The organism is Dactylosporangium sp. CA-092794, from assembly GCF_050948465.1.
GTDB lineage: Bacteria > Actinomycetota > Actinomycetes > Mycobacteriales > Micromonosporaceae > Dactylosporangium.
In genome coordinates, this window is the sequence record NZ_CP192044.1 from 8,554,861 (window position 1) to 8,573,616 (window position 18,756).

The 18,756-nt window shown below is 72.1% G+C and carries 19 protein-coding genes and 1 tRNA gene; 7 read left to right on the forward strand and 13 right to left on the reverse strand.

Annotation, left to right across the window (positions count from 1 at the left end):
* Positions 1-32 precede the first annotated feature (32 nt).
* From ACQPXD_RS36735 to ACQPXD_RS36755, 5 genes are read left to right on the forward strand one after another with little or no spacing between them, the layout of a single operon-like run.
* Positions 33-1,067, forward strand: coding sequence for a sugar phosphate isomerase/epimerase family protein (locus ACQPXD_RS36735; protein ID WP_432826252.1), 1,035 nt, complete (start codon positions 33-35; stop codon positions 1,065-1,067).
* Entirely contained in the window at positions 1,064-2,074 is a 1,011-nt protein-coding gene (locus tag ACQPXD_RS36740) for a sugar phosphate isomerase/epimerase family protein (protein WP_432826254.1), read from the forward strand. Before ACQPXD_RS36735 ends, ACQPXD_RS36740 begins: the two co-directional genes overlap by 4 nt.
* Entirely contained in the window at positions 2,067-3,539 is a 1,473-nt protein-coding gene (locus tag ACQPXD_RS36745; RefSeq protein WP_432826256.1) for an ABC transporter substrate-binding protein, read from the forward strand. Before ACQPXD_RS36740 ends, ACQPXD_RS36745 begins: the two co-directional genes overlap by 8 nt.
* Before the next feature lie 4 nt (positions 3,540-3,543).
* Positions 3,544-4,458 (forward strand): carbohydrate ABC transporter permease, encoded by a 915-nt coding sequence (locus ACQPXD_RS36750; protein WP_432826258.1) that lies wholly within the window; start codon positions 3,544-3,546, stop codon positions 4,456-4,458.
* Positions 4,455-5,378: a carbohydrate ABC transporter permease gene (locus ACQPXD_RS36755; RefSeq protein WP_432826260.1), complete on the forward strand. Its 924-nt coding sequence runs from the start codon at positions 4,455-4,457 to the stop codon at positions 5,376-5,378. Before ACQPXD_RS36750 ends, ACQPXD_RS36755 begins: the two co-directional genes overlap by 4 nt.
* A 2-nt stretch (positions 5,379-5,380) precedes the next feature.
* Here ACQPXD_RS36755 and ACQPXD_RS36760 read toward each other — a convergent pair whose 3' ends face one another.
* From ACQPXD_RS36760 to ACQPXD_RS36795, 8 genes are all read right to left on the reverse strand, one after another.
* Positions 5,381-6,085, reverse strand: a complete 705-nt coding sequence (locus ACQPXD_RS36760) for a GntR family transcriptional regulator (RefSeq protein WP_432826262.1) — start codon at positions 6,083-6,085, stop codon at positions 5,381-5,383.
* A 409-nt stretch (positions 6,086-6,494) separates the two neighbouring features.
* Entirely contained in the window at positions 6,495-6,662 is a 168-nt protein-coding gene (locus ACQPXD_RS36765; protein WP_432826264.1) for a hypothetical protein, read from the reverse strand.
* A gap of 118 nt (positions 6,663-6,780) precedes the next feature.
* Positions 6,781-6,875 (reverse strand) — tRNA-Sec (locus ACQPXD_RS36770).
* A gap of 63 nt (positions 6,876-6,938) precedes the next feature.
* Positions 6,939-9,032, reverse strand: coding sequence for a xanthine dehydrogenase family protein molybdopterin-binding subunit (locus tag ACQPXD_RS36775; RefSeq protein WP_432826266.1), 2,094 nt, complete (start codon positions 9,030-9,032; stop codon positions 6,939-6,941).
* Entirely contained in the window at positions 9,032-10,024 is a 993-nt protein-coding gene (locus tag ACQPXD_RS36780) for an FAD binding domain-containing protein (RefSeq protein WP_432826268.1), read from the reverse strand. The genes ACQPXD_RS36775 and ACQPXD_RS36780 overlap by 1 nt, the downstream gene beginning before the upstream one ends.
* Positions 10,021-10,542, reverse strand: a complete 522-nt coding sequence (locus ACQPXD_RS36785) for a (2Fe-2S)-binding protein (RefSeq protein WP_432826270.1) — start codon at positions 10,540-10,542, stop codon at positions 10,021-10,023. Before ACQPXD_RS36785 ends, ACQPXD_RS36780 begins: the two co-directional genes overlap by 4 nt.
* Before the next feature lie 271 nt (positions 10,543-10,813).
* Positions 10,814-11,107, reverse strand: a complete 294-nt coding sequence (locus ACQPXD_RS36790; RefSeq protein ID WP_432826272.1) for a putative quinol monooxygenase — start codon at positions 11,105-11,107, stop codon at positions 10,814-10,816.
* A gap of 92 nt (positions 11,108-11,199) precedes the next feature.
* The gene (locus ACQPXD_RS36795) at positions 11,200-11,382 is read right to left on the reverse strand and encodes a hypothetical protein (protein WP_432826274.1); all 183 of its coding nucleotides are present in this window, start codon (positions 11,380-11,382) and stop codon (positions 11,200-11,202) included.
* Between the two features lie 370 nt (positions 11,383-11,752).
* On the opposite strand from ACQPXD_RS36795, the gene ACQPXD_RS36800 reads away from it, so the two are divergent.
* Complete coding sequence (locus tag ACQPXD_RS36800) at positions 11,753-13,393, forward strand: cation:proton antiporter (protein WP_432826276.1); 1,641 nt, start codon at positions 11,753-11,755, stop codon at positions 13,391-13,393.
* Between the two features lie 22 nt (positions 13,394-13,415).
* On the forward strand, positions 13,416-14,138 hold the full coding sequence (locus ACQPXD_RS36805; RefSeq protein ID WP_432826278.1) for a YoaK family protein: 723 nt from the start codon (positions 13,416-13,418) through the stop codon (positions 14,136-14,138).
* A 4-nt stretch (positions 14,139-14,142) separates the two neighbouring features.
* Here ACQPXD_RS36805 and ACQPXD_RS36810 read toward each other — a convergent pair whose 3' ends face one another.
* The 5 genes from ACQPXD_RS36810 to ACQPXD_RS36830 form a co-directional block, all read right to left on the reverse strand.
* A complete protein-coding gene (locus ACQPXD_RS36810; RefSeq protein WP_432826280.1) occupies positions 14,143-14,337 on the reverse strand; it encodes a hypothetical protein in 195 nt (64 codons plus the stop codon).
* Positions 14,338-14,419: 82 nt separating this feature from the next.
* Complete coding sequence (locus ACQPXD_RS36815; protein ID WP_432826282.1) at positions 14,420-15,130, reverse strand: maleylpyruvate isomerase family mycothiol-dependent enzyme; 711 nt, start codon at positions 15,128-15,130, stop codon at positions 14,420-14,422.
* Entirely contained in the window at positions 15,127-15,966 is an 840-nt protein-coding gene (locus ACQPXD_RS36820) for a fumarylacetoacetate hydrolase family protein (RefSeq protein WP_432826284.1), read from the reverse strand. Before ACQPXD_RS36820 ends, ACQPXD_RS36815 begins: the two co-directional genes overlap by 4 nt.
* Positions 15,963-17,123, reverse strand: a complete 1,161-nt coding sequence (locus tag ACQPXD_RS36825) for a cupin domain-containing protein (RefSeq protein ID WP_432826286.1) — start codon at positions 17,121-17,123, stop codon at positions 15,963-15,965. The genes ACQPXD_RS36820 and ACQPXD_RS36825 overlap by 4 nt, the downstream gene beginning before the upstream one ends.
* 809 nt (positions 17,124-17,932) lie before the next feature.
* Positions 17,933-18,730: an IclR family transcriptional regulator gene (locus ACQPXD_RS36830; RefSeq protein ID WP_432826288.1), complete on the reverse strand. Its 798-nt coding sequence runs from the start codon at positions 18,728-18,730 to the stop codon at positions 17,933-17,935.
* Positions 18,731-18,756 lie beyond the last annotated feature (26 nt).

An 18,756-nucleotide genomic window follows, 5' to 3' on the forward strand; every position in this document is an offset into this window, starting at 1 on the left:
CCGGCGCCGTTGGACGCGGGCCGGTGGCGAACGTGCGATTCGCTCACGAGCTGGGTATGGACGGCATCTTCTTCCGCACCGTCCTGGACATGACCGCGACGCTGGACCCGGGCGTCCTGCGCGACGTGCGGGCCTGCGCCGGCGAGCTCGGCCTCTACCTGGAGGCCGGGCTCGGCAAGGTCAACCCGTATGCGATGGCCGAGGCGCCCGAGCTGCGGGCCGCGGGCGACGGCGACACCCTCCTGGGCTTCCGGCGGATGATCGCGGCGTGCGCCGAGGCCGGCATCACCGAGCTGTGGGCCGGCACCGCGAACTACAAGCCCTACGGCGGTCGCTACGCCTACGACCGGTTCCGGACCGACGTCGACTGGGCCGATCAGCTGGCGGCGACCGGGAAGTTCCTGGCGCGGCTGGCGCCGGTCGCCCGCGATCACGCAGTACACGTCAATCTGGAGACCCACGAGGAGATCACCAGCTTCGAGGTCGTCCGGCTGGTCGAGGCCGCCGGCCCCGACGCGTTCGGCATCGTCTTCGACACCTCCAACCTGCTGCAGCGCGGCGAGGACCCGGTCCGGACCGCCCGGCGCGTGGCCCCCTACGTCCGGCAGACGCACATCAAGGACGCCGCGCTGAGCCTGACCGCCGGCGGCGTGCTCTACCAGGAGCGGCGGGTCGGCCTCGGCGTGGTCGACCTGCGCACGATCCTGCCGATCCTGCGCGCGGCCAACCCGGCGCTGCACCTCACCATCGAGAACGCCCAGCCCTGGGACGAGGTGGCCGTCACGTACCCGACGTTCACCGCGGAGCAGATCCCGCTGCGCGGCCGCACGCTGGTCGAGGTCTTCGACCCCGAGTGGCAGGCCGGCCACCCCGACATGTCCGTCGCCGAGCTGAGCGCCTACCTGCGCCTGGCGCAGCACAGCGACGCGCTGATCGCCGCCGGCACGCTGCCGTCGTTCGACGAGTGCGCGCCGGACACCTTCGGGTTCGACGACGCGGTGCTGGCCGTGCGGGAGAGCGCCGCGGTGCTGCGCGCGCTCGTCGACGAGGCCGGGCCTTCGGCATGACCGGCACCGGCCGCCTCGGGGTGTTCGCGTCGAGCCTCGCCGACGTGCGGCTCGACGTGGACACGGCCGTGTCCCGCGCCGCGGGCCACGGCTTCACCGCCTGCCTGTTCGGCTCGGTGTTCGACGTCAGCCCGACGCTGGACCACGGCGAGATCGCGGCCCGGCGCGACGCGGCCGCGGCCCAGGGCGTCGAGGTGGCCGTGGGCTCGGTGAACCTCCATCCGTTCCGGGCCGGTCAGGACGACCGGCTGCTCGCCGCCGGCGACGGCGACGCGCTCGCCGGGCTCGGCCGGATGGTCGAGGCCGCCGCCCTGCTGCCGGGCCGGGACCTGCTCGTCATCATCGGTCGGATCGAGGACCGCTACGACCGGCTCACGCCGTGGCCGGAGCAGCTGGACCTCGCGGCGCGGCTGCTGCGGCGGCTCGGCCCGGTGCTGCGCGACCACGGCCTGCGGCTGGCCCTGAAGACCCACGAGGAGATCACCGCCACCGAGGTCGCCCGGCTGATCGACGCGGCCGGCGCGGACGTGGCCTGCGCATCGCTCGACCCGGTGAACCTGCTCGTCAACCTGCAGGATCCGGTCACCGCGGCCGGCGCCCTGCTCCCGGCGGTCGGGCAGGTGGTGCTCGACGACGCCGTCCTCGCCCTGGCCGGCGGCGTCGGCACCCGGCTGCTGTGCCCGGTGGGAGAGGGCGTCGTCGACTGGCCGGGCGTCGTCGCCGCCGTCGCGGCCGCCGCTCCGACTTACTGGGTGGAGCTGCACCGCGGCCAGTTCACGGTGGCGCCGTTCGACCCCGGCTGGCACGCCCACCATCCCGACCTGACGCTCGCCGAGTACACCGCGGTCGTGCGCGCGATGGTGCGGTGCACCGCCTCCCTGCTCCCCGCCCGCCTGGCCGCGCTGCGGGCGCACCAGGCGCGGCCGACCCAGCGGCTGGCGGCCACCACGACCGCCGCCCGTTCACTGCTGTTCCCCCAGTGCAGGAAGGACCACCACCATGCATAGTTCCGAGTTACCGGCCCGCCGCGGCGGCCTCCAGCGCCGGGCCGTGCTGCGCGGCCTGGCCGGATTCGCCGGCCTGGCCGCCGTCGGGCCGGCCTTGGCCGCCTGCGGTGACGACAGCGGCTCCGACGCGCCCGGCGCGGGCGCGTCCGGCGTCGCGAAGGGCCCCGGCCCGGGCGGTTACAAGATCGACCTCGGTGGCTACCAGGGCCCGGAGCTGACCTCGAAGCCGGTGACGCTCCGCTTCATGCGACAGAGCTACTCGCCCGAGGTGAACGACTTCTTCACCGGCCTGTACACCAAGTTCAGCGCGGCGTACCCGAACATCACGATCAAGGAGGAGCTGGTCCCGTACGGCGACCTGCCCACCAAGCTCAAGGTGTACGTCGCCTCGGGTGACGCGCCGGACGTCATGATGGGCCGCAACGACTTCACCCCGGCCTACGCCGCCGGCAAGATCGCGCTGCCCCTCAACGGCTACTTCACCGACGCCTACCTGACCGACATCTACGCCCCGCTGCGCGAAGCGGCGTCGGCCAACGGCAACCTGTACTGCCTGCCGTGGGACAACAACGTCGAGGTCCTGTTGTTCAACCGCGACCTGTTCACCAAGGCGAAGGTCGCCCCGCCGCCGGAGACCACGAACATCGCCGAGGGCTGGACGATCGAGCAGCTGATCGACGCGATGCGGGCGCTGAAGACGAACCTCAACGACAGCTCGGTGTGGGCGATGGCCTCGTCGACGGCGGGCAACGGGGGCCCCGGCTCGAACTACACGCAGCACGAGAGCTTCTGGATCCGGATGATGGGCGATCCGGCGGCGGCCAAGGACAGCGACGAGTACAAGACGTGGGCCGGCGTCAGCCCGGACGGGCTCAGCGTCACCGGATACGTCGACAGCGCCGGCTCGATCCAGGGCATGAAGAACTACCAGACCTTCTTCAGCGAGGGCCTGACCCCCAAGGGCGTCGTCCCGGACCAGCTGACGGCCGGCACCGCGGCGCTGTCCATGGACTCCTTCAGCGTCGCCAACCTGTACCAGACGGCGGCCGGCAAGCCGAAGTTCGGCTGGGGCGTCTCGCCGATGCCGAAGGGCAAGACGCTGTTCGGCTGCAACAGCTCGGACTCCCCGATCGTCTGGGCCGGCTCGAAGAACGCGAACGAGGCCGTCGCCCTGGTCGCCTACCTGTGCAACGACGCCAACCGGATCGGCTTCGCCCGCGGGTGGGGCTCGGTGCCGGCCCGCGCGTCGCTCATCACCCAGATGCAGGAGTACCAGGGCCAGCAGCAGCAACTCGCCGTCGCCCTCGCCAAGGCCAGCTCGGGGGCGCCGCGGTCGGTCGGCTGGTTCGACTACTTCAACGCCATGAACCCGGCGGTGAAGAACATCGCCCTGGGCGCCGACCCGGCCGGGACCCTGCAGTCGACGGCGAAGCAGGTCGACGGCCTGCTCGCGAAGTACCGGTAGACCGATGACGAGTGTGCTCACGCCCCGCGTGCGGAGCACCGCGGCGCGCCCGGCCCGCGGGGTCGCTCCCTGGGCCGGGTGGCTGTTGATCACGCCGCTGTTCGCCGGCCTGGGGCTGTTCCAGTTCTACCCGATCGCCGTGGCCGGCCTGCAGAGCCTGCAGTCGTTCAACCCGTTCACCGGTGCGAGCAACGGATACGTGGGGCTGCACAACTACTCGGCCCTCTTCGCGGACCCGCAGTTCGTCGCCGCGCTGCGAAACACAATCCTCTACATCGTGCTGACGCTCGTGGTGGAGATCCCGCTCGCGCTGTTCCTGGCCCAGCTCATCCACGCCCGGCTGCCGGCGCGCGGGCTGCTGCGGTTCATGGTGATCGCCGGTCTCGCGGCCTCGGAGACGGTCGCCATCCTGGTCTGGAACCAGCTGTACGATCCGACCCACGGCCTGTTCAACGCGCTGCTGCGGGCGGTCGGGCTCGGCGCGCAGCCGTTCCTCACCTCGCCGTCACAGGCGCTGGCCGGCATCGTCGTGATGTCGGCGTGGAAGAACGTCGGCCTGGCGGTGCTGATCTTCCTGGCCGGGCTGCAGAACGTGCCGCAGGAGCTGGACGAGGCCGCCAACCTCGACGGTGCGGGCCCGGTGCGCCGGTTCCGGCACATCACCTTGCCGATGCTGCGGCGGTACCTCCTGGTGGCGCTGTTCGTCTCGACCGTCTCGGGAACGCGCATCTTCACGCCGATCATCCTGATGACCCAGGGCGGGCCGAAGAACTCGACGACCAACCTGACGTACTACGCCTACCAGCAGGCGTTCCAGTACTCGTCCTACGGGGTCGCCGCGGCCACCACCGTGTGCATGCTGGTGCTCATCGCCGCCGTCACCCTCATCCAGGGCATCGTCCTGCGGGAGCCGTCATGACCACGTACTCCGTCGAGGCGACCGCGACGCCGACCGCCGCGACACCGACCGCCGCGCGGCGCCGCTCCCGGTCCCGGGCGCTGGCCAGGGCCGTGCGCCGGCTGCCCGCCGCGGCCGGCATGGTGCTGCTGGCGGTGCTGTTCGGCTTCCCGCTGCTGTGGATGATGCTGTCGGCGTTCAAGACGACCGCGAGCGTCGTCACCGACGCCTACCCGCTGACATGGCGGAGCGTGGTGCCGAGCAGCCCGACGCTGTCGAACTTCGGCCGGCTCTTCGGCGACCTCGGATTCGGCCGGACCCTGTGGAACACCGCCGTCGCCTCCGCCGGGCAGATCGCCGGTTCGCTGGTCGTCTGCACCCTGGCCGGCTACGCCTTCGCCCGCATCCGGTTCCGGTTCCGCACCGCGCTGTTCGCGCTGTGCATGGCGGGCGCGTTCGTGCCGATCGAGGCCACCGTCGTTCCGCTGTACTCGGTGACGAAGGACCTCGGGCTGCTCTCGACGTACCCCGTGCTGTTCCTGCCGTTCATCTGCAACCCGTTCGGGGTGTTCCTGATGCGGCAGAGCTTCCGCGACATCCCGGACGAGCTGTTCGACGCCGCGGCGGTGGACGGGGCGAGCGGCGCCCGGACGTTCTGGCGGGTCGCGCTGCCCAACGTGCGGCCCGCGCTGGCCACCCTGGCGCTGATCCAGTTCATCTGGTCGTGGAGCAACTACTTCTGGCCGCTGGTGTCGATGCAGGACCCGAAGCGACAGGTGGCGCAGGTGGCGATGGCCGCGCTGCAGACCGACGCGAACAACCAGCCGATGTACGGCGAGATGTTCGCCGCGGCGACGGTGATCACGGTCCCGCTGGTGCTGCTGTCGATCGGCCTGCAGCGGTACTACGTGCGCGGGATGCTGACCGCCGGGCTGAAGTGACGTCAGGCCGGCAGCAGGTCGGCGAGCAGGACCAGCGACGGCTTGCGGCCGCTCGCGATGTGCTCGAACGCGAGCTCGCCGGCCCGGTCCACCTCGCCGCGCAGGATCGCCCGGAGCAGCTGCTCGTGCGCGCGGCAGGCCGCCTTGGGATCGCGGGCCGACGTGAGCCGGAACAGCCACTGCACCCGGCCGCTGATCGGGCGCATCATCGTGCGCAGCAGGGCGTTGCCGGACAGCTCGACCACGAGGCGGTGGAACTCGGCACTGGTCGCGGCGATGTCGGTGTCGTTGCCGTCGCGCACCGCGTGCTTCGCGCGCTGCAGGTTGTCCTTCAGCGCTTCGACGGTCTCCTGCGCGTCGGGCCCGTTGATGCGCTCGGCGGCCAGGCGCGCGGCCAGGGTCTCCAGGGTCTCCCGCACGTCGAAGAGGTCGTGGACGTCGCGGAGCGTGAGCCGGGTGACGAACGTGCCGTGCCGCGGCACGGTATACACCAGGCCCTCGGACTCCAGCAGCGGGATCGCCTCGCGCAGCGGCACGCGGGAGACCTTGAACTGGTCCGCGATCCACTGCTCACGCAGCTTCGTGCCCTGAGCGATCTTGCCTTCGATGATTGCGTGGCGCAGGTGCTCGTAGATCTGGGCGGACAACGAGCGATTTGTGGTCCCGATCGGCTCGGTCACGCCTTCGAGCTCCGTCCTCAGATGCATCGACACCGTCTCATCCGCAGAGTCAGTATACAGCCTACCGTCCTCGCGGCGTCCTACCCAGCCGGCCGGCGCCTGATCGCGGTGGTTGATGTCACGCGGGCGCGGCGAACGTTGCGGAATGTCTCACCCGCAGGGCGCAACCTCCGATCGACGCGGCCCCGGGCGGACGAATGTCTCCGTGATCATGATGCGCGCCGCGGCTGCACACCGGGTTTGCCATGATCCCGGAGACTTGTGGTACACGGGGGTACATCACCACTCCACGATCATGAAAAACCGTTGGTGTCGGCGCCAGTTGCGCATCATCACGGAGACTTCTGGTCGCGGCGCCGCGCAGCGCCCGAGATGTGGGACGTGGGCGCGGCCGGTGGCGGGCAGGCGGCGGGCGCGGGGCCAGCGCGTCGAATGCTCAGGCGCGGCGTATGGCGCGGAAGGCCAGCTCCGCCAGCACCAGCGCGCCGTCGGCGAGCACCGCGACGTCGAAGGCGGCGTCCGGGCTGTGATTGCTCGGCGCGGTGGCCGGGTCCTCGGCCGCGGCGACCTCGGCGCGCTGGCCACACCGGCAACACCGCCGCACCGAGCGGGTTCACGCTCAACGGCACTGCCTGCGGCTGAGCGCCCGGCCGGGTCCGGAACCCCCGGACCCGGCCGGACATGCCAGCGGCCCGGGCGGCGAACAGCGGGGCCGAGGCGCGTGGCGGAGGAGGACGGGAATCGAACCCGCCAGGCCGAGATGCTCGACCTCGTCGGTTTTGAAGACCGCGGCGCCCACCAGGACGCTTACCCCTCCGCGAGCCACGCGACGGCGGCCGCGGCCGCGCTGCTCGAGCCTAGTCCCGGCGGTGCCCGGGGGCTACCTCGGCTCCAGGACGGACGGAGGCTCCAGCACCCGGTCGAGGCGGATGGGGAGGATCCGGTGGCGGGTGCCGGTGGCGTGCCAGACGGCGTTGGCGATCGCGGCCGCGGTGCCGGCCGTGCCGATCTCGCCGAGGCCGTTGATGCCGACCGGGTCCTCGGGGTCGTAGTCCGGCACGAAGTCGGCCTCGATGTCGGGCACGTCCGCGTGCGCGGCGATGTGGTAGCCGGCGAAGTCGCCGTTGACGTCGCGGGCAGAGCGCGGATCCCGGACGCTCTCCTCGTGCAGGGCCATGGACAGGCCCATGATCATCGCGCCGCTCAGCTGGCTGCGGGCCAGCAGCGGGTTGACCACCCGGCCCACCGCGAACATGCCGAGCAGGCGGCGTACCCGCACCTCGCCCGTGGCCGGGTCGACGGTGACCTCCGCGAAGATGGCGCTGAAGGTCTGCCGCTCCCGGGGCGGCCGGTAGTTGATGAGCGTGGTGGTGTCGACGGTCGCGCTCACCGGCCGGGCCGGGTCGTCCAGCCGCTCGCGCAGCCGGCGCGCGGCCTCCAGGATCGCGAACGACCAGGACGTCGTGCCCCGGGATCCGCCGGCGCCCCAGGCCATGCCCAGGTCGCTGTCGCCGATCCGGATCCGGATCAGGTCGACCGCGACGCCGAGCGCGTCGGCGGCGAGCGCGATCAGCGCGGTCCGCGCCCCCGTGCCGATGTCGGTGGCGCCGATGCCGACCGTGAACGTGCCGTCCGCTTCCGCGGTGATCGTCGCGCTGGACGGGAACGTCCCGGCGCTGAACGAGGCGGTGGCCATGCCGGTGCCGACGAGCAGGTGTCCCTCGCGCCGCATCCGGGGCCGGGGGTCGCGGCCGCCCCAGCCGAACCGGCGGGCGCCCTCGCGCAGGCACTCGACCGACCGGCGGCTGCTGAACGGGTGCCCGGTCACGGGATTGGCGTCGGGCTGGTTGCGCAGCCGGAACTCGAGCGGGTCCCGGCCCAGGCGCTCGGCCACCTCGTCGATCGCCGACTCGAGCGCGAACGACCCGGGCGTGGCGCCGGGGCCGCGCATCGTGTCCGGCGGCAGCAGGTCGAGCGGTACCACGTCCATGTGGGTGCGGATCGCCGGGGACGCATACAGCACGTGGGACTGGTCGATGCACCACTCGATGTACTCGGCCAGCGGCGACACCGAGTAGAGCGCGTAGTGGTGCAGGGCCCGCAGGTGCCCTTCGGCGTCCGCGCCGATGCGCATCCGCTGCTGCGTGGTCGGGCGCGCCGAGGTCGACAGGAACACCTGCTCGCGGGTGAGCACGACGCGGACCGGACGCTCGAAGACGCGGCTGGCCATGATCGAGAGGACGAGCTGGGGGCCGCATCCCTGCTTGGCGCCGAAGCCGCCGCCCACGTGCTCGGCCCGGATGTGGACCCGCTCGCGGTCGATCCGGAACAGCGTGGACACCACCTGGGACACGCTGAACGGCCCCTGGTTGGCGTCGATGGCGTAGATGTCGCCGTCCTGCCACCAGGAGGTCGTCGCGTGCGGCTCCATGGCGCTGTGGCTCTCCTCCGGCGTGCGGTACACCTCGTCGACCACGACCGCGGACGCCGCCAGCTCGGCCTCCAGGTCGCCGGTGTCCGCCTCCGGGCCGAACGCCTGGGACGCCGGCCGTTTGGCCGGGTGGTCCACCGAGAGCGTCGTGTCGTGGGGCAGCTGGCGGTAGGTCACCCGCAGCGCCGCGGCCGCGGCGCGCGCCTGCTCCATGGTTTCGGCCACCACGAGCGCGATCGGCCGGCCCGCGTACGGTACCGCGTCGCTCTGCAGGTATTGCGGGATGCCGTCCGGCCCGAAGTAGTTGCCGGACTCGGGGTTGAGCCGCGGCGCGTTGCCGTGGTCGAGCACGCCGATGACGCCGGGCATGCTCAGCGTCTCCTTGGCATCGATCTCGGCGATGTGCCCCTTGGAGATGGCCGCGGTCACGATCCAGCCCCAGGCCATGCCGGGGCGCCGCTCGTCCGCCGCGTACCGGGCGGCACCGGTCACCTTCAGCGGGCCCTCGATGCGGGGCCGCGCGGTTCCCACCGCTCGCGTCATCAGTGGTTGCTCCCTTCGGCAAGCTCGGTCAGCACGGCCTCGATGAGGTTGCGCGCCAGGGCGACCTTGTATCCGTTGTGCCGCAGTGGCCGCGCCGCCTCGAGCTCGGCCGCGGCGGCGGCCCGGAACCGGTCCGCGGTGGCCGGGCCGTGCAGCAGGGCCGCCTCGGCGGTGCCGGCCCGCCACGGCCGGGGCGCGACCGCGCCGAGCGCGATCCGCACGTCGTGCACCAGGCCGTCGCGGACCTCCAGCGCCGCCGCGATCGACACGGTGGCGAAGGCGTACGACGCCCGCTCGCGCACCTTGCGGTACCGCGAATGGCGCGCGACGGCGGCCGGCGGCAACGCGACGCCGGTGATCAGCGCGCCCGCGGGCAGTGTCGTCTCCCGGTCCGGCCGGTCGCCCACCGGCGCGTAGAACTCGGCGAGCGGAATCTCGCCGGTGCGGTCGAGGGTCACGTACTGCACCACCGCGTCGAACGCGGCCAGCGGCACCGCCATGTCGGACGCGTGCGTGGCCGCGCAGTGCTCGCTCCGGCCGAGGATGGCGTGGTTGTGGTGCACGCCCTCGATCGCGCCGCACCCGCTGCCGGGCGCCCGCTTGTTGCACGGCTCCGTCACGTCGGCGAAATAGGAGCAGCGGGTGCGCTGCAGCAGGTTGCCGCCGACCGTGGCCATGTTGCGCAGCTGGCCCGACGCCCCGGCCAGGATGGCCTGCGTCACCGCCGGGTAGCGGCGGCGCACCTCGGGGTCCGCGGCGGCGTCGCTGTTGGTCGTGGTCGCGCCGATGACGAGACCGCCGTCGTCCGTCTGTCGTACTCCGCCGAGCGGTAGCCGCCGCACGTCCACGAGCCGGGTCGGCGTCTCGACCTCGTTCTTCATGAGGTCGACCAGGTTGGTGCCGCCGCCCAGGAAACGCGCACCCGGCTCCTCGGCGACCGCGGTGAGCGCCTCGCGCACCCCGGTCGCCCGCTGGTAGGCGAACTCCCTCATCGCGCCGCCGCCGTCTCCAGCACCGCACGCACGATGTTCGGGTACGCCCCGCACCGGCACAGGTTGCCGCTCATCCGCTCGCGCACCTCGCCCGCGTCCAGGCGCGGCCCCGGACCGTCCGGCGACACGTCGGCGGTCACCGCGCTGGGCCACCCGGCCGCGTGCTCGGCCATCATCCCCACGGCCGAGCAGATCTGCCCCGGCGTGCAGAACCCGCACTGGAACCCGTCGAGCCGGACGAACGCCTCCTGCACCGGCGCCAGCTCACCCTCGGGCGCCAGGCCTTCGATCGTCGTGATCGAAGCGCCCTCCGCGGCGACCGCCAGCGTCAGGCACGACACCACCCGCCGCCCGTCGAGCAGCACCGTACACGCGCCGCACTGGCCGTGATCGCATCCCTTCTTCGTACCAGTGCAGCCGAGGTCCTCGCGCAGCGCGTCGAGCAACGTCCGGCGATTGTCCACCGCTATCCGATGATCCTCCGCATTGACGCGCAGCGTGATCTCACTACCGGTCATGGTCGCTCCTTAGGTGTCAGCGGCGGAGGGCGCCGGTGTCCTGCGGCTCACCGCTCACCGCTGGTCTGCTCCACTCTCGGGCCCGGCTCCGCGGCGCTCATCAGTCATCTGTCTGCACCCTCACCGCTCGCGACGTGCCCGCCGCATGGCGTCGCCGCCGCATCCGGACATCCGAACACCAATGACACCAGTCCGGACCCGGCAGGTGCTTGCCCAGAAGTCGCGAAGATTGGCCCGATCCTGCCCGATCCGGCCAGAACGCCGACCGGGCTCAGAACTTGGCCCGGCCGCCGACGGGAAGCGCGACGGTGATCTCTTCGCCGGCCACCAGCGGCCGGAACTTGGCGAGGAACACCTCCGCCTCCTTGGCCTCGGCGACCCTGGTGTGGGCCTCCTCGCTGGTCCAGCCCTCGATGACGTAGATGAGGTCCGGGTCGTCGATGCCGCGGGTGACCAGGAAGACCGGGCACTCATCGTGGTACAGGTCGACCAGCAGGGCGACCAACTCGTCGCCGCGCCCCGGGTGTGCGTGCACGGTCCCGTGGACACCGTAGGTGACAGTCATGGCAGTGCCTCCTTGATCGGCGGCACTCGATGCCAGCGCCGCTCACTTCTGCTGCACTCCACTCTTCGGCGTGGCGGGGCGGCGCTCATCAGTCATCTGTCTGCGTCTTCGCGGATCCTTGCTGTGGTTTCAAAATCCGACGGATCGATGCCCGACAGGCGGAGGGTCTCGCTCGCCCGGGTGAACAGACCACGGTCGCCAGCCGCATCTGCCTCAACCTGCTCGGCTCGGCCGCCGCGGAGCACGGCGCAGCGGCCGGAAGTCTCCGCGATCATACACTCCCCGCCGCCGACACCAACGGTTTTTCATGATCACGGAGCGCTGATGTACCCCCGTGTACCGAAAGTCTCCGGGATCATGGCAAACCCGGGGTGCGGCCACCACGTGCAGCATGATCACGGAGACATACGTCCGCCCCGCCCCGCGCAGATCGGATGGTGCGACATCCGCACCGTCCGCCCCGGGGCGCCGTGCCCCCGAACCGGCGGCCATCGACGCCCATGACGCCCTCGATCCTGAGGCCGGACGCGTCGCCGGGGTGCTACGGTGTGGTCATCGAGGTGAAGCGTCGGAACGCCTCGTCGCCGACCCCAGGCTCCCGTGGCGCGTGTGCTGCGCTGTGTGAGGTGCCGGGTGCAAGCTCTGATGATCGCTGTCGGCGCCGTCGTGCTCGTCGTCGCGGTGACCGCCTTCTCGCCCCGCGTCGGCGTGGCCGGGCCGCTGGTGCTCGTGGTGATCGGCATCGCCGTCAGTTTTCTGCCCTGGGTACCGCCGGTGTCGGCCGAACCCGAGATCGTTCTCAGCGGCGTGCTGCCGCCGTTGCTGTTCTCCTCGGCGGTGTCGATGCCGTCGATGGACTTCCGCCGCGACTTCCGGGCGATCAGTGCGCTGTCCGTCGTGCTCGTGGTCCTCAGCTCGGTGGCGGTCGGCTTTCTCGTCGCCTGGCTGATACCGGGCATCGGACTCGCCACCGGCATCGCGCTCGGCGCGATCGTCAGTCCCACCGACGCGGTTGCCACCTCGATCGTGCGGCACCTGGGCGCGCCGTCGAGGGTCGTGACCGTACTCGAGGGCGAAAGCCTGCTGAACGATGCGACGGCGCTGGTGCTGCTGCGCGCCGCGATCGCGGCGACGGCCGGCGTCGTCTCCGTCTGGGCCGTGGCCGAGCGGTTCCTCGTCTCGGTCGCGGTAGCGGTCGTCATCGGCGCGATCGTGGGGATGCTCAACCTCCGGATCCGGCGGGCCTTGCGCCACCCCGTGGCCGGTACGGCGATCTCCTTCGTGGTCCCGTTCGTCGCGTCCGTCCCCGCCGACGCGTTCGGCGCATCGGGACTGGTCGCGGCCGTGGCCGCGGGCCTGGTCACCGGCAACGGGCTGGCTCGCTACCTGCGCCCGCAGGACCGCATCGCCGACGAGCAGAACTGGCGAACGATCGAACTGCTCCTCGAGGGCGGCATCTTCCTGCTGATGGGACTCGAGGTCGACGGCCTCGTCGAGAACCTTCGCGAGGCCGGCGGCAGCATGGCGACCGCCGCCTGGATCGGTGCCGCGGTCGCCGCGACGGTGATCCTGGTGCGGGCCGCACACGTCACCGCCCTGCTGCTCGGGCTGGGAGCCCAGGCACGGCGAAAGGCGGCCGGCGCGGTGCACCGCGTCGCCCCGGAGTACCTCATGTCCAAGCCCTTCACCGCCAGGGAGCGGACGGTGATTGTCTGGGCGGGCATGCGGGGCGCGGTGACCCTCGCGGCGGCGCAGACGCTGCCCGGCGACACGCGGCAGCGGGCGATGCTGGTCCTTGTGGCGTTCGTCGTCGCCGCGGGAACCCTGCTGCTGCAGGGCGGTACCCTGCCCTGGCTCGTCACGACGCTCGGTGTCGTCGATCAGGACGCGGCCGAGGCCGAGGCCGAGCGTGCCGCCCTCCTCGCCGCGATGAACCGCGCCGGCATCGCCGTGCTCGACGATCCCGAGTTGCGCCGCCCGACCGGCGGCCCTTACGACCGGACCCTCGTCCGCGCGATCCGCGGCAGCGTCGCCCAGGCCTCCGACCTGCGGCGCCACCAGGTGCTCCAGGAAGCCAAGGAGCAGCGGTTCGAGTTGCGCCTCGCCGTCATCGACATGCAGCGCCGCGCGCTGCTCGACGCCCGCCGGCACGGGGCCTACAGCTCACGGACGCTGCGCGAGGTCCTCGCCGCACTCGACGCCGAGCAAATCTCCATCGAGCTCAAGGGCGGCCTGCCGGCACGGCTGGGGAATGCCCTGAACGTGAGCGTCTCCGATCCGGGCTGAGCGACCTGGCATGATCAGTGCCGTGACCGACCGCCTGCGCGCGCTGCCCGCCGAGACCGTCCACCTCTGGCTCATGCTGGTGCTGACGCTCACGACCGGGATCAACGACGCGGTGGGCTATCTCGGGCTCGACAAGGTCTTCACCGGCAACATGACGGGCAATGTGGTTGTCCTCGGCATGGCCCTCGCCGGCGGCACCGGGCTGCCCACCCTTGGCCCGGCGCTGGCCCTCGTCGGTTTCATGGCGGGCGCGGCCGTGGGCGGCCGGGTGCTCAAGCGCGCCAAGGTTGCCTGGAGCCGGGGTGTCACGCTGCTGTTCGCCCTGGTCGCCGCGATGATGTGCGCGCTCGGCGGGCTGCTGCTGGCGATCGGCCGGGAGCCGGGCCACGTGGTGATGATCACCGTGACGACCCTGGCGGCGGTGGCGATGGGGACCCAGGCCGCGGCGGCGCGCCAGGTCGCGGTCAAGGACGTGACCACCGTGGTCGTCACGTCCACGATCACCGGTCTCGCCGCCGACTCCGTGTTCGGCAACGGCAAGCGCAGCGGCACGCCCCGCCGCCTGTTGGCGGTCGCGCTGATCCTGGCCGGTGCGGCGATCGGTGCGCTGCTGCTGAGGGTGCAGCTGGGCTGGCCGTTGTTGCTGGCCGGTGTCCTGATCGCCGCGGCGACCGCCGTCGGCGCGGTGCACCACCAGGCGCGGCCCGCGGTTCCCCCGCAGCTCACGCAGGATTCCTTGCGCTGATGCCTCACAGGCCGGCGAGGCCCCGCTCCAGCTGGTCGAACGCTCGGTTGGCGGCGTCGAGGGCGCCGGGCAGCGCGGCCGCGGCGCTGCCCTCGGCGAGCACGCGCTCGTGGTTGTCCATCATGAGTACCGCGAAGACCGCCATGATCTGAGCGGCGGCGAGCCGGCCGGTGAGCGGGTCGGTGTCCTTGCCGAGCACCTGCTCGGGCAGCTCATCGTCGTGTCCCAGCGGGCGGTGCCGGCGGCCGTTGCGGCCTTCTCGGGTGCCGGCCCCTTCACGGCTACAGCCAGGCCGGTAGCGCCGGTGCGGGCCCGCCGCCGGCGGTGGTGAGGGCGTGCGCGCGTCCGGTGAGGTACGCGGCGATCTGCGCGCACGGCCCGTCCGCGGTGACGGGTGTCCCGTGCCCGGCGAGCTCCCAGCGGTCGCCGGTGTCGCTGGCCCGCAGGACCAGCGCCGGGCCGGGCGCGTTGGCCCGCTGCGCGACCACGTCGGTGCACAGCGCGGTCAGGAAGTCGGTGGGCAGGTCGGCGAAGCCGACGTCCGCGGCCAGATCGACGGCGTGCACCCACACCTCCCGGGCGCGCAACCACGGAATGTGTGCCGCCGGGACGGTCCGGGCCGTGGCGGTGACGACGGGGGTCTGCCAATGTTCGTCGCGCAGCCGGCGCATCCCCGCCTCGAGCGCCTCGCTGGAGCGGGTCAACCAGGCGACGAGCTCGGGCGTCGCCAGGCGGCTGCCCCGCTCGATGTCCTCCGCGCGCGCCGAGGCCGACGCGTACATCGGCCTCGGCTCGCCGGTCCGCGCCCAGTGGACGAGGTTGCCCAGCGCGTCGGCGTTCGCCGCGACGTGGGCGACAATGTGCCGGCGCGTCCAGCCGGGCAACGGGCCGGCCGCGTCCAGCCGGTCCTCGACCTCGGCCACCGCCTTGCGGAACGTCGCCGTGCCGTCGCTCATCCACCGCAGCGCGCCGGCCGGCGTGCGTCCGGTCATGCCGGGATCTCCTTCACTACCCGGTTCTCCAGCCGCCCGATGCCATCGATCTCGGCGACCACCGTTTCGCCCCCGACGAGGAACCGCTGCGGGGTGCGGGCCTGTCCGACGCCGCCCGGAGTACCGGTGGCGATGATGTCGCCGGGGTTGAGCCGGACGATGGTCGAGACGTACTCGACGAGCGTCACCGGGTCGAAGACCAGGTCGCCGGTCGAGTCGGACTGCATGACCTCGCCGTCGACGAGCAGTCGCAGGTCCAGCGCGGGTCGTACGCCGCCGGGCAGCTCGTCGGGCGTCACCAGCACCGGACCGACCGGTGTGGTGGAGTCCCACGTCTTGCCCTGCAACCACTCCCGGGTGCGGAACTGCCAGTCCCGGCAGGTGATGTCGTTGAGGACGGTGAAGCCGGCGATGGCCCGCTCGGCCGCCGCGCCCCGCACCCGCCGTGCCGGACGGCCGATCACGAGGGCCAGCTCCACCTCCCAGTCGAACCCGCCGGTCTCCTCCGGCCGCACGATGTCGTCACTGGCGCCGATGAGCGCGTCGGCGTACTTGGCGAACAGCGTGGGATACGCGGGCAGGTCGCGGCCCATCTCCAGGATGTGGTTGCGGTAGTTCAGCCCCACACACACCACTTTGGACGGCGCCGGCACGATGGGATCGAACTCGGCGCCATCGGCCGGATAGGTCCGGCCCGTGATCGCATGCGCCCGCGCCTGCCAGTCCTCCAGCGACAGCAACGCCCCGACATCGCTGAACCCGAGGTCGACCAGCACGTCGCCGTCGACGCGTACCGCGCGCGTGGATCCGCCGCTGCGCAGCGTGGCGAGCCTCATCGCGCCACCCCCTCGCCGACGTGGGAGCGGTGCAGATGCAGCGCCTCGAAGACCGGTGCGTCACCGAACCGGAACAGGTCCAGCGCACCGGAGTCGGAATCGTCGCGCCCCGCCTCGGACCGGGCCGAGAACGGCTCCCATGACGGGACCACGAACAGGTCGCCGCGGGTCACCGACCAGGTCCGGTCGCCGACGGTGACGGTGCCGGACCCGTCGAAGACCTGGTACACCGACGAACCGGTCTCGCGGACGGGTGCGGTCTGCGTCCCGCTGGTGATGCGGTGCATCTCGGCGCGGATGGTCGGCAGGGCGTCGCCTCCGGTGGCGGGGTTGGTGAAGCGCACGGCGGCGTGGCCGGGCTCCACGGTCCCGCCGAAGCCCTCGTCCTCGATCGCGAGTTGCTCGCTCAGCGCCCGGTTGGTGTGCTCCCAGCGGTAGGCCAGCAGCGGCGAGCCCGGCGCCGGGGCGCCGGCGGAGACCGGCCGCAGGCCCGGGTGCCCCCACAGCCGCTCGGCGCGGGACCGCTCCGGCGTGGCGTGCTCGGCGTCGCTGAGCTTGTCGCGGCCGAATTCAAAGAACTGGACCTCGGTGAGGTACTGCAGCGGGATGTCAAGACCGTCGATCCACGCCATCGGCTCGGCGGTGGCGTTGTGGTGCGCGTGCCAGTTCCAGCCGGCCTGCGGCAGGAAGTCGCCGCGGCGCATCGGCACGGGGTCGCCGTCCACGACCGTCCAGACGCCTTCGCCCTCGACGACGAAGCGGAAGGCGTGCTGGGTGTGCCGGTGCTCGGGCGCGTCCTCGCCCGGCAACAGGTACTGGATCGCGGCCCACAACGTCGGGGTGGCGAAGGGACGGCCGTTCAGCGCCGGGTTCGCCAGAGCGATCGCGCGACGCTCGCCGCCGCGGCCGACCGGAACGAGGCCGCCGGCCCGCTCCGCGAGGGCCAGGAGCCGGTCCCATTTCCAGACGTGGCCGACGGCCTTCGACCGCGGGTGGGCGGGCATGAGATCGCCGATCTCCGTCCACAGCGGAACGAGTAGCTCCCGCTCGAAGCCGCGGTAGAGCTGTTCGAGCGCGGGCGTCACGTCGGGCTGGTCGGCGGCGGCGACGGCCCTCAGCCGCACGGGTGAGGGCGCCGGCGTTGCGGGAATGGTCATACGGGCTAGCGTGGACGCCGCCTTTCCAGAAGACATTGAAATTCTGCAAGCCAGAACCCGGCCGCCTGACGCCGTTCCTCCCAGCCGTACGCCGCCAGGTCGATGGCGGGGTGTACGCCCCGCCCGGGGTCGCCCAACGCCTCGCCCCGGCCGGACAGCGGCAACGAAAAGGCCGGATGCAGCGGGATCGGCGTCCGGGCCAGGTCGGCGGGGACCAGAGGGTAGGCCAGCGGGGAACGCTCGGGCGGGATGTCTGCGTACTGCACCTCCAGCGCCCGGCGCCGACCCCGGGGCGGCGCGGGGCGGGGCGGACGTATGTCTCCGTGATCATGACGTACGTGGTGGCCGCACCCCGGGTTTGCCATGATCCCGGAGACTTTCGGTACACGGGGGTACATCAGCGCTCCGTGATCATGAAAAACCGTTGGTGTCGGCGGCGGGGAGTGCATGATCGCGGAGACTTCCGGTCGCTGCGCCGTGCTCCGCGGCGGCCGAGGCCCGGGGGTCCGGACGCGGATGTCCTCCGAACGGAGCTGTACCCAGTTCCCGCCCCCGCTGGCGGCCCGGCCAGTCGCGCGCGACTGTTACGAGTCGCCGCTGGGACCGCGCTCGACCTGCCGGCAGAGGACTCGGAGCGAGTCCGCCTGATCATTGCAGGACGCCGGGCACAAGCCGGGGAAGGCGGCGCCTGCATGGGCCCGTCCCGGTTCTGCCCCCTCCCGCCCCATCACGATGTCAGTGCTGTCGCGGCTCTCGACACGACGCTGCTGCTCGTCGAATGGACCGACCGTACCCTCGCCTCGTGATGGCTATGCGACGACGTCGAGGGGCGCGAGGGGATCGCCGATGCGGCGGCCGACGGCGTCCGCGGCTTCCATGACGCTCTTGATGATCGGCTCCTGAGGAACCGAGTCGAAGCGCTGCTTGGGGGCGATGACGGCCACGCTCGAGGTGACGCCCGAGGACGACCTGACCGGTGCGGCCACGGCGCTGGCGCCGAGGTTGACCTCATCGTGGCTGACCGCGAAGCCGCGCTCGCGAATCTCCTGGAGTGCGGCTCTGAAATCGCTTTTGTCCGGTGCGGCCGCGAACGCGGAGAACGTGTCGGCCGTGGCGTACACGGCGTCCTGCTCGGATTCGGGCCTGAAGGCGAGAATGGCCGTCGCGCTTGCCCCGGCATAGGCCGGCATCCAGGTGAAGAGGTCGGGAACGAATCGGACGCTGTGCCGGCTCGGGGACGCCGCGACGAACATCCGGGCTCGCCGCTGGGGGTCGTAGACGGTCAGCAGCGCCGTTTCCGAGGTCTGCCTGGCCAACGACTCCAGGACCGCCGCCGCGGCCTGGTACGGACGCTTGGACTGGGCGATCGCGGCGATGCGGTACAGCTCCCATCCCAGCTCCCACTGGCCGTTCTCGGCGACGGCGACGAGGCTCACCTCCTGCGCCGCCTCCAGGGTCCGCTGCACCGAGCTCGGTGCGGTCTCGAGCATCCTGGCCAGTTCGCGCACCCCGGCCGTCGGGTCGTCGTGCTCGGCGAGCGCGCCCAGGAGCCGCACCACCGCCGCGATCGGATTGCGCTCGCGTCGTGCGCCTTCGCTTGCCGGCACCAGCACTCCCACCCTTGACCGCGTCC

Coding starts and splice junctions, on each gene's coding strand:
- ACQPXD_RS36740 (WP_432826254.1), top strand. CDS start 1,064: ATGACCGGCACCGGCCGCCTCGGGGTGTTCGCGTCGAGCCTCGCCGAC.
- ACQPXD_RS36745 (WP_432826256.1), top strand. CDS start 2,067: ATGCATAGTTCCGAGTTACCGGCCCGCCGCGGCGGCCTCCAGCGCCGG.
- ACQPXD_RS36750 (WP_432826258.1), top strand. CDS start 3,544: ATGACGAGTGTGCTCACGCCCCGCGTGCGGAGCACCGCGGCGCGCCCG.
- ACQPXD_RS36755 (WP_432826260.1), top strand. CDS start 4,455: ATGACCACGTACTCCGTCGAGGCGACCGCGACGCCGACCGCCGCGACA.
- ACQPXD_RS36760 (WP_432826262.1), bottom strand. CDS start 6,085: ATGCATCTGAGGACGGAGCTCGAAGGCGTGACCGAGCCGATCGGGACC.
- ACQPXD_RS36775 (WP_432826266.1), bottom strand. CDS start 9,032: ATGACGCGAGCGGTGGGAACCGCGCGGCCCCGCATCGAGGGCCCGCTG.
- ACQPXD_RS36780 (WP_432826268.1), bottom strand. CDS start 10,024: ATGAGGGAGTTCGCCTACCAGCGGGCGACCGGGGTGCGCGAGGCGCTC.
- ACQPXD_RS36785 (WP_432826270.1), bottom strand. CDS start 10,542: ATGACCGGTAGTGAGATCACGCTGCGCGTCAATGCGGAGGATCATCGG.
- ACQPXD_RS36790 (WP_432826272.1), bottom strand. CDS start 11,107: ATGACTGTCACCTACGGTGTCCACGGGACCGTGCACGCACACCCGGGG.
- ACQPXD_RS36795 (WP_432826274.1), bottom strand. CDS start 11,382: ATGATCGCGGAGACTTCCGGCCGCTGCGCCGTGCTCCGCGGCGGCCGA.
- ACQPXD_RS36800 (WP_432826276.1), top strand. CDS start 11,753: ATGATCGCTGTCGGCGCCGTCGTGCTCGTCGTCGCGGTGACCGCCTTC.
- ACQPXD_RS36815 (WP_432826282.1), bottom strand. CDS start 15,130: ATGACCGGACGCACGCCGGCCGGCGCGCTGCGGTGGATGAGCGACGGC.
- ACQPXD_RS36820 (WP_432826284.1), bottom strand. CDS start 15,966: ATGAGGCTCGCCACGCTGCGCAGCGGCGGATCCACGCGCGCGGTACGC.
- ACQPXD_RS36825 (WP_432826286.1), bottom strand. CDS start 17,123: ATGACCATTCCCGCAACGCCGGCGCCCTCACCCGTGCGGCTGAGGGCC.